Origin of the sequence: Oceanobacillus locisalsi (genome assembly GCF_042675985.1) — a bacterium.
Taxonomy (GTDB): Bacteria; Bacillota; Bacilli; order Bacillales; family Amphibacillaceae; genus Oceanobacillus; species Oceanobacillus locisalsi.
Map to the genome: position 1 here is coordinate 332,806 of NZ_JBHTKK010000001.1, position 11,978 is coordinate 344,783.

At 40.6% G+C, this 11,978-nt stretch carries 10 protein-coding genes; 5 read left to right on the forward strand and 5 right to left on the reverse strand.

The genetic code is table 11. The annotated features are described in order from the left end of the window. Nucleotides 1-244: 244 nt before the first annotated feature. The 3 genes from ltrA to ACFQ19_RS01490 form a co-directional block, all read right to left on the reverse strand. On the reverse strand, nt 245-1,576 hold the full coding sequence (gene ltrA, locus ACFQ19_RS01480; RefSeq protein ID WP_379590143.1) for a group II intron reverse transcriptase/maturase: 1,332 nt from the start codon (nt 1,574-1,576) through the stop codon (nt 245-247). Beyond that, complete coding sequence (locus ACFQ19_RS01485; RefSeq protein WP_379590144.1) at nt 1,573-1,764, reverse strand: hypothetical protein; 192 nt, start codon at nt 1,762-1,764, stop codon at nt 1,573-1,575. The genes ltrA and ACFQ19_RS01485 overlap by 4 nt, the downstream gene beginning before the upstream one ends. Nucleotides 1,765-2,161: 397 nt before the next feature. Further along, nucleotides 2,162-4,114 (reverse strand): sucrose-specific PTS transporter subunit IIBC, encoded by a 1,953-nt coding sequence (locus tag ACFQ19_RS01490; RefSeq protein WP_379590146.1) that lies wholly within the window; start codon nt 4,112-4,114, stop codon nt 2,162-2,164. Nucleotides 4,115-4,311: 197 nt separating this feature from the next. On the opposite strand from ACFQ19_RS01490, the gene ACFQ19_RS01495 reads away from it, so the two are divergent. From ACFQ19_RS01495 to ACFQ19_RS01510, 4 genes are all read left to right on the forward strand, one after another. Beyond that, nucleotides 4,312-5,811, forward strand: a complete 1,500-nt coding sequence (locus ACFQ19_RS01495; protein ID WP_379590148.1) for a sucrose-6-phosphate hydrolase — start codon at nt 4,312-4,314, stop codon at nt 5,809-5,811. Nucleotides 5,812-5,832: 21 nt separating this feature from the next. Then, on the forward strand, nt 5,833-6,813 hold the full coding sequence (locus tag ACFQ19_RS01500) for a LacI family DNA-binding transcriptional regulator (protein ID WP_379590149.1): 981 nt from the start codon (nt 5,833-5,835) through the stop codon (nt 6,811-6,813). Between the two features lie 333 nt (nt 6,814-7,146). Continuing rightward, nucleotides 7,147-8,196: an FtsX-like permease family protein gene (locus ACFQ19_RS01505; protein WP_379590151.1), complete on the forward strand. Its 1,050-nt coding sequence runs from the start codon at nt 7,147-7,149 to the stop codon at nt 8,194-8,196. Nucleotide 8,197: 1 nt separating this feature from the next. After that, a complete protein-coding gene (locus tag ACFQ19_RS01510; RefSeq protein ID WP_379590152.1) occupies nt 8,198-8,887 on the forward strand; it encodes an ABC transporter ATP-binding protein in 690 nt (229 codons plus the stop codon). A 36-nt stretch (nt 8,888-8,923) separates the two neighbouring features. On the opposite strand, the gene ACFQ19_RS01515 is transcribed toward ACFQ19_RS01510, so the two are convergent. Beyond that, nucleotides 8,924-9,646, reverse strand: a complete 723-nt coding sequence (locus tag ACFQ19_RS01515; RefSeq protein ID WP_379590153.1) for a GntR family transcriptional regulator — start codon at nt 9,644-9,646, stop codon at nt 8,924-8,926. 239 nt (nt 9,647-9,885) lie between these two features. Between ACFQ19_RS01515 and ACFQ19_RS01520 the strand changes: the two genes are divergently transcribed. Further along, entirely contained in the window at nt 9,886-10,248 is a 363-nt protein-coding gene (locus tag ACFQ19_RS01520) for a DUF488 domain-containing protein (RefSeq protein ID WP_379590154.1), read from the forward strand. Nucleotides 10,249-10,721: 473 nt separating this feature from the next. Here the strand turns inward: ACFQ19_RS01520 and ACFQ19_RS01525 are convergent, their stop codons facing one another. Further along, nucleotides 10,722-11,969, reverse strand: a complete 1,248-nt coding sequence (locus ACFQ19_RS01525; protein ID WP_379590155.1) for an oligosaccharide MFS transporter — start codon at nt 11,967-11,969, stop codon at nt 10,722-10,724. Between the last annotated feature and the right edge of the window lie 9 nt (nt 11,970-11,978).

The following is an 11,978-nucleotide window of genomic DNA, read 5'->3' on the forward strand; positions in this document are numbered from 1 at the left end:
GACTTTAACTCTGTCTGCGCCTGACGGCTTGCCAATCGCCAAGTCTTCTTTATCGTAGGGCGCGACGTGAAATCTCCTAGTTTTTGGCGCTCGGAGCTGGACGTGGCTGTTTTACTATAAATAGTTATCCACAAGGCAATAATTCGTCGAGTAGGAGGGAGCCTTTCCCCACAGGATTGTGCTCCGCCCCCCTCTCAGAACCGTGCGAGCGGAACTACCGCACACGGCTCCTCTTCGTTATCATTTACAGAATATAACTCAGTTCTTGTCTCAGATTATAAATATTTACTTTCACTCTTGGTTTAGGTAACGGGAACTTCCTCAGAAATAATTCAAACTTCTCCCAGTCAAATGATTTCTTTTGACTTCTGCGATTAAGCCACTTAAACAATAGTCTGATGACTTGATGACGATACGTATCCACTATCTCCACATTATCTGTGATACAATAATAATTGTAGTAGCCTATGAGGGAGCGCTTTAATCTATCCATGATGTAGTCCGCTCCTTTATTTCTATTGGTTTTCAACCATTCCTTGCACTTGGTAAGCTTGGACTGCACCTTCTTTTTGCTGGTTTTCCGTTTGACACGAAATCGCTTTCCGTCTCTGCTCTGACTGCAATAATGCGTGAAACCCAGAAAGTCAAACGTACCCGGCTTTGATATTCCCTTTCGCTTGGCATTTTCTTTCGCGAACCGACCAAAGGGAAGGATTTTCGTTTTGTCTTCTGCTATCTCCAGATTAAATTTCTTCAATCGTTGCTTTAATGCACGATAGAAATGCTGTGCATCCTTTTGATATTGGAAACAGCACACAAAATCATCCGCATATCTCACCATGTATGCCTGTCCTTTACATTGTTTTCTTACCACTTTCTCAAACCATAAATCCAAGACATAGTGAAGGTATATATTTGCCAATATTGGCGATATGTTCCCACCTTGAGGAGCACCGAAATCCGATTGACGGTGTTTTCCGTCCTCCATGTACCCTGCTTTTAGAAATCTTCCAATGATTCTCAAGAAACTTGGGTCTTTGATGCGGTGTCGGAGAAACTCCATCATCCATTTGTGGTCTACGTTATCGAAGAAACCTTTGATATCCGCATCTACGACATAATTCGTATAGCGGTTTTCCAGATATACATTTAGTATCTTCAACGCATCATGGCAATTCCTTCCTGGTCGAAATCCAAAGGAACTGTCCAGAAAATCCTGTTCATAGATACTGTTTAAGATTTCTGCCAGTCTACGCTGGACGATTTTATCTTCATACGATGGGATTCCTAAAGGTCTTTTCTTCTTTGAACCACTTTTGTCGATGTATACACGTTTCGCCGGCTGAGGTCGATATTGTTTCTGTTTCAATCTTTGTACGAGATTCGCTATATTCGTTCGAAGCTCCTCGGCGTATTCCGATTTCGTTTGTTTATCAATCCCTGTTGCCTTGTTTCCAGCTAATCCGTGGTGACATCTCTTCAGCTCTTCTTCGCTCAATAAGTGGGCGAGTGATGTAAACTGCATTTCTGGATGCTTCCTCGCTAATTCTGCTATTCTTCCTAGTTTTGTTGTCATTTCTTTCCTACCTCCGTGTGTAGTTCCTGTGTCCCTAAGAAGAGCGATATCGAAGTGGCTATTGCCTTCCCTCCACCGGCATTACCCAGTTTCTTCGGTACTATGCTGCCATCCGACTTCCTATCGTGCTTTTGGCTTCCTTGCTTTCTTATCACTTGTCCGCCATACTCTCCCTTTTGGAAAGACACCATAGGACCTCCCGAGTTGCCATATTCTAACGATGTCTAGCGTGCCAAGGTCTCAGACCCCGGGGAAATCTACTTCATCTCGCCATACCGATTCATAGATATTGCTTTCTGAGATTATAACATCATCAGCTTTCCCATTTGTAGGTTTTCGGGGCTCTATCCCTTCAGCGTATTCGTTTTCGGCCCGCTAGCTTGCTGTCTACGCTTAAAGATAGCAGTTACCTCCTATCCTCCAAGACTCGCTACAGGTGAGTGGCTAACTCTTTCCTGATGGGGTTCCCACCCATTATAGAATAAGACCTACGCTCGGACGCTCTATAATTTCCTATGCAATGAATAAAGCATCTAACTTTTTTACAGAGTTAGATGCTTTTCCTTCATGGAACATGACAGGGAATTATGAAGGATCAAAAGAAATTAACCGCAACAGTTCTTTTCCTTCTACAACTTCTCCTTGAGCTGCCGGAGCGACTTCAGCATAATCACCTGTATTTGTGATAATAACCATCACCGTAGGGTCATAACCAGCTTTTTCAATTTCATCGATGTTACACGTTCCTAATACATCACCTTTTTTCACTTGTTGATCCTGGCTTACTTGAGAATCAAAACCTTCCCCATTCAGATTGACTGTATCAATACCGATATGAATCAAGATGTCTGCTCCTTGTACAGTATGAATTCCATAAGCATGCTTGGAGTCGTACGTCACTGTAACCGTTCCATCGGCAGGAGCTATGATTTGCTGTTTTTCTGGATAAATCGCTATCCCTTTGCCCATCATTTCCGTAGAAAACACTTGATCGTCAACATCTTGTAAAGGGATTACTTTTCCAGAAATTGGAGAATGAATCGTTACTTCTTCTGCTTGTCCAGATGGAGCTGCTGGATTTGTTTCATCAGCTGATTCTTCCGGGCTCTTATCATTTTCTGGCGCAGCTAATTTACGCTTTCCATAGATAAAGGTTAGTGTGAAAGCAACCGCCATACTGATAACAATACCAATTAAAAACATTGGAATAGAATGAGGCGCTATTGAAATAAAACCAATCACACTTGCTGGTCCCATTGCCACGGCAAGTACATGGAAAAAGCCTATAAATGCTGAAGCAATTCCTGCTCCAATCATTCCGCAAATAAACGGGAATTTCAGTTTTAAATTCACACCAAAAATTGCCGGTTCTGTTACGCCAAGCAGTGCAGATACACTTGCAGAAGAGGCGAGACCTTTTTGTTTTTGACTCCTTGTGACAAAGAATACTGCCAGACAGGCTGCACCTTGTGCGACGTTTGCCATGGATGCCACCGGGAAGATAAAGGAACCGCCAGTCGTTTCTACATCAGCAAGCAGCATGGTCTCAATAGTCGGGAAACTTTGATGCAAACCGGTTATCACAATAGCCGAATAGAATGTCCCGAATATCCCTAAACCAAATCCTCCTGTAGTCTGGTATAACCAAACAAGGCCTTCTGTTAATCCATCAGATAAGGAACGCATCACAGGTCCTACGAAAATAAATGTTAAAAAACCTGTAATAATTACCGCAAGCATTGGTGTAAAGGTAAAATCAAATGCGTTAGCCATCCGTTTATGGAAGAATTTCTCTATGTTCGCTAAAATCCATGATACAGCTAATACTGGTAATACAGAACCTTGGTAACCAGCCTGAGCCACATCCAGCCCAAAGATATTCCAGTAACTCATGGTTCCGTCTTCAATCGAATTGGCAACCTCATAACCATCAACCAATTCAGGCATAACCATGGCCATAGCCATTGCAGCACCTAAGTATGGGTTACCGCCAAATCGTTTCGTGGCAGAGTAACCAATCAGAATTGGCAAAAAAGCAAATGGCGCAGAAGATAGCAAATTAATAATACTGGCTACGTCCTCTATGGCAGGAAACATCTCCACTACAGACTCTGGACCGAATAAATCTGGAGACGTCAACACATTATTTAAAGCCATCAATAAACCGCCAGCCACTAACGCTGGAATAATCGGCACAAAAATGTCAGATAGCAGTTTAATAAATGACATCACAGGATTCGGTTTTTTCTGATTTTCTGACATCGCTTTCAAATCGTCCTTAGATACCTCTTCAATTCCTGTTGCGTCGGTTAATTCTTTATATACTTTATTCACATCGCCAGGTCCGATAATAATTTGAAATTGGCCATTTTGTTTAAATGTTCCTTTAATATCCGGATGATTATCGAGCCCTTGCTGATCAATATTTTTATCATCTTTTAAAACTAATCGTAAACGAGTTGCACAATGAGCAGCAGCTTGAATATTATCTTCACCAAGCATTTTTAGAATATCTTCTGCAACTTGCTTGTGATCCATGATTCCTTCCTCCCTCGTATCCGTTTTTTACATCATACAAATAATCATATAATATGTCAATCGTTTATCATAAAGTTCATTTGATATTAATAAAATCCTGTTATAAAATACTATTATAATGTTATACGTTTGACATATGTTTTATTATTGCATATGTTTTATATAATTACATCTCATAAAATAAAGGGGTTGAAAGTATGGAATTAATAACAGAATGGACAACGCCGCTGCGTTATAAACCTTATCACCAATGGTCTGCCGCCTATCAAGAAATACTTGCAGCAAAACTCCAGAAATCAGACTGGAAACAGGCATTTCATATCCAACCGAAAACAGGGTTATTAAATGATCCAAATGGTTTCTCCTTTTATAATGGAAAATGGCATTTATTTTATCAGGCTTACCCATTTGGACCTGTGCATGGTGTGAAGTCCTGGTACCATATGGTGTCTGATAATTTAGTTGACTGGAAACAGGATGATTACGCTTTATTGCCCGATTCTGCTTATGACAGCCACGGCGCATATTCTGGATCCGCAATACCGGCAGAGGACAAGCTCTTTCTGATGTATACAGGAAATGTAAGGAGTGCGAACTGGGAGCGCCTTTCCTATCAACTCGGCGCTTGGATGAACTCCGAAATGCAAGTAGAGAAAATCGAGAATCCATTAATCACCAGCCCGCCATCCGGTTACACACATGAGTTTCGTGATCCTCAAGTATTTCGATATCAAGATCACTATATGATGTTGATTGGAGCACAAACAGAAGAGGAAAAAGGAGCCGTATTAGCTTACCAGAGCAAAAACCTAATCGATTGGGAGTTGCTTGGCGAGCTGGATTATACTACAGAAGAAATGGGGTTTATGGTCGAATGTCCTAATCTGGTCTTTCTTCATAATCAGCCCGTGTTCTTATTCTGTCCACAGGGATTAGACAAAAATATTTCATCCTACGAAAATATCTACCCTAATATGTACGTTATTGGTTCATCATTTGATAAAGAGACCGTTTCTATTGAAAATCCATCTGGTTTAGTCAATCTCGATGAAGGATTTGATGTCTATGCGACACAAGCATTTAATGCACCGGATGGTCGTGCTCTCAGTGTCAGCTGGGTTGGATTGCCTGAGATAGATTATCCAAGTTTTACAGAAGGTTGGGCACATTGTTTGAGTATCGTAAAAGAACTTACCATGAAAGAGCAGCACTTGTATCAAAATCCTGTGGCTGAAATGCAAGAATTACGTCAGAATCATAAAGTACTACAAGGTGTTGTACAAGAAGAGGATAAGTTATTACATACTCCTGAAAAAAATGTGTATGAGTTAAAGCTTGAATTAGATGCCAGTGTCTCAGGTGCACTATATCTATTCGCTGATAAGCAGAACAAAGACAGTCTGAAGATTTCATTTGACGCAAAACATGATACAATAAGCATGGATCGCAGTAAGGTTGGTATCTCTTTTGGGGAATCCTATGGTTCAATCAGAACAGCTGCACTAAAAAGCCAGGACAAACTGACATTGCATATTTTTGCAGATCGTTCTGTCTGCGAAGTTTTTGTTAATGATGGTTATCGTGTCATGACCAGCCGAATCTTCGTGAAGAACCCTCAGCAGACTGGCATTTTTCTTCAGGGATTTACAGGTAATTATAATGGAGATTTCTGGACCTTGCGTGAAGTGAATGAGTAATAAGTAAAGGGTGAGAGCATCATGGGAGTTAAATTGACAGATGTAGCGAAAAAGGCAGGCGTTTCTGCAACGACGGTTTCACGGGTGATTAATCACTATGGCTACCTTAGTCAGAAAACCATTGATAAGGTGCATAAAGCCATGGAAGAACTAAACTATCAGCCTAATTCAATGGCCCGTTCGCTGCAAGGAAAAGATACACAATTAATCGGTCTGATATTCCCCACTGTATCTCACCCCTTTTTTGGCGAATTAGCATCGAAAATAGAGACAAAACTATTCGAAAAAGGTTATAAAACGATTCTTTGTGACAGTGCCGACAACAAAGAAAAAGAACGGGACTACTTGAAGATGCTCGCTGCAAACAAAGTAGATGGTATTATTGCAGGAGCGCATAATCTGGGAATTCCAGAATATCAAAATGTGGAATTGCCTATTATCTCGTTTGACCGTTATCTGGCAGAAGGCATTCCCATTGTCTCCAGTGACAGCTATCAAGGCGGGCGGCTGGCAACCGAGCACCTCTATCAAAGAGGCGGAAGAAAGATTGCTATACTCACAGGGACGAACGAATCGAATTCCCCGACCAATCAAAGGCTGGAAGGCTATCTCTCTGTCTTAAAAGAGCGTGATTTAGAACCTATCGTTTATCATTTTCCTCCTGATCATTCTCCTTTTCTGAAATCTACGGAAATCCGGCAGATTTTGTCCAGAAAAGATATAGACAGTATATTTTGCACAGACGATTTAACAGCTATTTTAGTGCTCAATAAAGCACAGGAATTAGGGCTTGAGATTCCTGGAGATTTAAAAGTAATTGGGTATGATGGTACTACATTTATCCAAAACTATTTTCCGCAGCTTTCGACCGTCCTGCAGCCAATGGATCAATTTGTCGACCTTTTAATTGATTTGCTGATGAAACGGATAAATCATGCAAATGCAGAATTGGATAAGCTTTATCAATTACCTGTTAAATTTGTTCAGGGACAGACCAGTTAATGGTTTATTGCAGGAGACCACTCTAGCTAATTTTTTAAATAAAACATAGTCGATATAATTTAACTTGCAGTTTCTATCCGCTGATGATGTTTGCATTCCAAACAAGTTGAATCAATCGACTATTTTTTTTACGCACATTTTACTTTATACTAAAAATCCCCCCTTCCTCCCTCACGTTGAAACACCATCTTTTATAAAACAAAATCACATGCAGTGAAGGGTTTCGACGCTTTTTCTGTGAAAACATCTCCTTATGACATTTTCTGTTCATACTGTGTTCATATTCCCACGATATACTTCTGAATATAAGAAAGATGCAGGAGGGAAAACAAAATGAATATGGCATGGAAAGAAATGAAGAAAAATAAATTACGTTACACCATCCTCGGCTCCATTATTTTTCTAATCAGTTTATTAACCTTTATTATATCCGGACTGGCAAACGGACTTTCACAAGATAATGCCTCGCTGATTAAAAATTTGCCGGATGGCACGTTTTATATGGAAGAAGATGCCGATGAAACATATAACTTCTCCAGTCTGTCAGAAGAGCAGCAGCAAGAAATAACAGAAGCACAGCCTGAAGCAGCTTTCTTCTCCATTCAAATGGGGAACTTTATCGACACATCTGATAAACAGCGCAGCGTTGCTTATGTAGCGTCAACAGACAATATGGACTTACCAGAAGTCGACGCTGGCGAAGTGATGTTAGATGCTTCGCTTGAAGAAGAAGGAGTAGCGGTCGGCGATGAAATCACCAATGAACAATGGGAGCAGCCATTGACTGTAGCCGGATTTGTCGATCATGAAAAATTCAGTCACTCAGCTGCGGCATTTATTAACCCGAATAATTTTAGTACCTTTTTCCATACGGATACGATGCAAATGGCTTTTATCGCAGATTCCGATATACAAGGCGCAAATGAAGCACCAGCCTTTGAAGAGCTGCAAGCTTTTTCAAATAGCGATTTTTTAAATACAATTCCAAGCTATAGTGCGGAACAGATGTCACTCGATATGATTGTTATCTTTCTGCTCGTTATCAGCGGGATGTTATTCGCCATCTTTTTCTACATGATTAATGTGCAAAAACTTGGCATTTATGGGATTTTAAAAGCAATTGGTGTGAAAACAGGCAAACTGTTTCAAATGATGTGGGCACAGATGTTGATTATCTCTGTGATCTCCCTCCTATTATCCATTATCATCAGTCAATCTTTCCAATTGCTGGCGCCAAGCGGGATGCCGTTTCATTTAACCTGGCCGGTAACAGGACTGCTCTCGCTCGTTTTTATCATCATCGGCTTTATCGGCGCAACATTGTCTGGTATCCAAATCAAACGAGTTGAACCAATGCAGGCTATACAGCAAGGAGAGATGTAAAATGGATTTATTTACAATGAAGAACGTAGAAAAAACATTCGTGCATGGAGAAGTAGAAGAAAAGATATTAAAAGGCATTGATATCACACTGCCGGAAGGAAAAATGACTGCTTTAACCGGCGCTTCCGGCTCTGGCAAGAGTACATTGCTGACCATCGCTGCCGGACTGCAGACAGCTTCTGGCGGACAGATTTCCTTCGAGCAGCAGGAGCTGTCTGCCATGCGCAATGAAGAGCTACGTCAAATTCGGGCAAAACAGTTTGGTTTTATTTTTCAATTTGCGCATCTTGTTCCTTTCTTAACCGTGCAGGAACAGCTGGATTTAATGCTGGAGACTGCCGAATCTCCGCTTTCCAAGCAAGCACAGAAAAAAGAAATCAAACAGGTTTTAGAGCTTGTCGATATGTGGAAACGAAAAGACGCTTACCCCGCGTCCTTATCTGGAGGAGAAAAGCAGCGTGTCGCTGTAGCAAGGGCGATTATTCATAGCCCTAGGGTGCTCTTTGCCGATGAACCGACTGCCAGTCTTGATTCGAAACGTTCCGAAGAAGTAATGCAATTGATACAAAAGCTCTCGAAGGAACGCAATATCACTGTTTTAATGGTCACCCATGATACAGATATGCTGGACTTTGTAGATCATGTCGTTGAAATGCGTGATGGAAAAATGGTTCACAATAATACCGCTTGAAAGCAACGAAAATAAGCTATTTTGGTGAAAAATAGCTTATTTTTTCATACTATACTCCCTGACGACCTTCATCATTTCTTCATCTGTCCAAATTGGCTCTACTTGATTTTGCACATCGTGAAAGTTTCGCTCAAAAGCTAAGCTCACCAAATCCTTTTCTTTTTTATCAATTGCTTCCACAATAAGTTCATGATTAGCAAGAATCCGTTCGAAATCTGTTTCATCCGTCATCATTCGATAACGCATCGATAAAATAATCAGACACTCCAGCACAGGCTTTAAGTTATTCCACAGCATCATAATATGGTGATGATTGATGGATTTGATGATGGTTTCATGAAAGGCGATATCCAGCGAGGAAAACTCATCGACATCTTGATATTTAATCGCAATCTTCATCATTTCCAGCATCTTTTTCAACTCTTGAACCAATGCATCCGTCTGCATTTTCAAAAGACGTTCAAACGTAAACGATTCTACCATTAAACGAACATCATAAATTTCTTCAATATTTTTCTCAGAGATACCTACAACAAAAGCGCCCATCCGCTCCGGGCGGACAAGATTTTCACTGGCCAAGACACGCAGCGCTTCACGAACCGGAGAACGGCTAACCTCAAATAAAGCTCCCAATTGATTCTCAGAAAGAACCGTTCCTGCTTTTACTTCACGCGAGATAATTCGCATCCTAAGCTCTGCCAGGACTTGCTCGCCTTTCGATTCTTTACTCAGTTGCTTATTCGGATAAAATGTTTTCATGCTGCATATCTCCTTTATGTATCGATGAATACTTGTATACTAACATAGTGACATAACCTCCGTGTTTTGTAAACGTTTCCCGCAAAGTACGTTCCTGTTTAGATCTATTACTAATCGAAACAAATAGACCTGCTTTCGTTTTAACTATATTATTTCCGGGGAAATAGTATAATAGAGTTGGAACAATGTCCACGCTATAGTAATAACAACAATAAATCATTGGAAAGGCAGGATTGACAATGTCTATCACACTACAACGTATTTATGAAAAATCCGGCGAGGAAGGATATCGTGTATTAGTTGATTTAGTATGGCCTCGCGGGATATCCAAAAAAGATGCCAACTTAGATGAATGGGCAAAAGAAATAACTCCTACGCCCTCATTGCGAAAATGGTTTAACCATGATCCTGAAAAATTTCCAGATTTTAAAGCAGCTTACAAAGAGGAATTGCTGCATGATGACGAAAAATTAAAGAAGTTAGCTGAACTTCAAGCGTTGCAGAAAGACCAGCACCTTATCTTACTATATGCCGCCAAGGATAAAGAACATAATCACGCGCTTGTTTTAAAAGAAGTACTTGAAAGCAAACTCCCCGAATGATTGTTTTCTACTCGGGGTAAAGAAAGCAAAGCGTACCTAAACAACGCAGGATGCGCTTCTTTTCGTCTCTATCATTTTATGTATGGAAAAAAAGGCAATGAACCGTAGAAGCAGCTCATTGCCTTTTTCATTATCTAGGAAATCATAAAATTAATTGCTTGTGGATAACTGGTTACAGATAAACGGCCACGTCCAGCTCCAAGCGCCAAAAACTAGGAGCCAACACGTGAGTGCCCTACGATAAAGAAGACTTAGCGATTGGCAAGCCGATAGGCGCAGACAGAGCTAAAGTCGCACTTTCATCGACTAAGAACGGTCACGTCCTGTGACCAACGTCGATACTAGGACGTCGTGTCCGTCGTGCCCCGCGGGTGAAGGTCATCATCGGTTCGTCACCTCACCGTGATTCCTTTATCTCAGTTACGCCGCTCCAGTCTCTACGTTTTTAAGCAGGCGCTTTGCGCTTTTGTTCTTTACTCTTTCGCCATCGCATATTCATGCTGATCTATTTTCTGCTCTTTATCATTGTTATTCAATGCAAAAATCGAGAAGATAACAAATATGACAACAATGGAACCTAAGATATAAAAGGTCGTTTCATAGTTGGTCAAATCATAAATCCAGCCGACAAATGCAGAGAAGATAATAACACCGATTTCACTGGAAACTTTAAAACCGATGAGATAAACGGTTGCCGATAGCCGTACATCAAAGTTTGCAGCTATATATTTAAACACGGCAATTAATAAAATCGGTAATTCGACTGCGTGCAGCATTTTCATAAAGGAAATACCAAATCCACCTGTTACCATCGCAGAACCAATGATGCGGAAAGCCATGATACTTCCTGCCAATACAAGCGAACGTTTAATCCCGACTTTGTTTACAATAAACGGCGCCAGGAATAAGAAAATCGCTTCGACAAATACCTGCACAGAGTTCAGAATACCATAAACCGTATTCCCGTCTGCCTCTGCTCCAGAGAACAGGTCAACAAAGTACACTGGGAACAGCTGCTGATCGTACACTGTATAAATACAGACTGTTCCGAACAGATAAATAATTAAAAACCAAAAGACTTTATTCGAAAACAGAAAGCGGATATCTTTCATCGATATATTGGAAACGCTTTTTTCTTCTGTCTGAGAAACTTCTACTTTGAAAAATACATTAATCAGAAGAAAGATAATTCCTGTTCCGGATGCAATCCAGAAGTTAATATGCGGATTAATACTCATTAACGCCCCTGCACCAATTGCGGAAACGGCATAACCTAACGAGCCCCACATACGTGCTTTCCCAAATTCAAAATCATATTTTCGGCTGAGTTTTTCTGTAAAGGATTCCAAAAATCCTGCTCCGGCAATAAAACCGGCACCTAAGTAAATAGCACCGAGGATTGCTCCTACGTAAAAGTGATTTAATAGTAATGGTTCATACACATAAATAACGAATGGTGCAATCAGAACCAGAACAACACTTTGTAACCAGACAAGATTTTTCTTCGTTCCCAGTTTATCCTGTGCATATCCATATAGTATCATGAAAAACAGTGAAAAGAAGGAATTAAAGGAATAAATGGTTCCGACCTGCGTTCCCGTTAATCCAAGACTGTTATTCAACCAAATCGCATAAAATGACCACCAGATAGACCACGTGATAAAGAAGAAAAATAGATACCCCGATGAAAACCAATATTTACTATTCTTTAAAAAATCCATGTTTATAAG

Bases quoted from the DNA above. Each gene is read 5' to 3' on its own strand.
- ACFQ19_RS01515 (WP_379590153.1), bottom strand. From the start codon at position 9,646: ATGAAAACATTTTATCCGAATAAGCAACTGAGTAAAGAATCGAAAGGC.
- ACFQ19_RS01505 (WP_379590151.1), top strand. From the start codon at position 7,147: ATGAATATGGCATGGAAAGAAATGAAGAAAAATAAATTACGTTACACC.
- ACFQ19_RS01500 (WP_379590149.1), top strand. From the start codon at position 5,833: ATGGGAGTTAAATTGACAGATGTAGCGAAAAAGGCAGGCGTTTCTGCA.
- ltrA (WP_379590143.1), bottom strand. From the start codon at position 1,576: ATGACAACAAAACTAGGAAGAATAGCAGAATTAGCGAGGAAGCATCCA.
- ACFQ19_RS01510 (WP_379590152.1), top strand. From the start codon at position 8,198: ATGGATTTATTTACAATGAAGAACGTAGAAAAAACATTCGTGCATGGA.
- ACFQ19_RS01495 (WP_379590148.1), top strand. From the start codon at position 4,312: ATGGAATTAATAACAGAATGGACAACGCCGCTGCGTTATAAACCTTAT.
- ACFQ19_RS01520 (WP_379590154.1), top strand. From the start codon at position 9,886: ATGTCTATCACACTACAACGTATTTATGAAAAATCCGGCGAGGAAGGA.
- ACFQ19_RS01525 (WP_379590155.1), bottom strand. From the start codon at position 11,969: ATGGATTTTTTAAAGAATAGTAAATATTGGTTTTCATCGGGGTATCTA.
- ACFQ19_RS01490 (WP_379590146.1), bottom strand. From the start codon at position 4,114: ATGGATCACAAGCAAGTTGCAGAAGATATTCTAAAAATGCTTGGTGAA.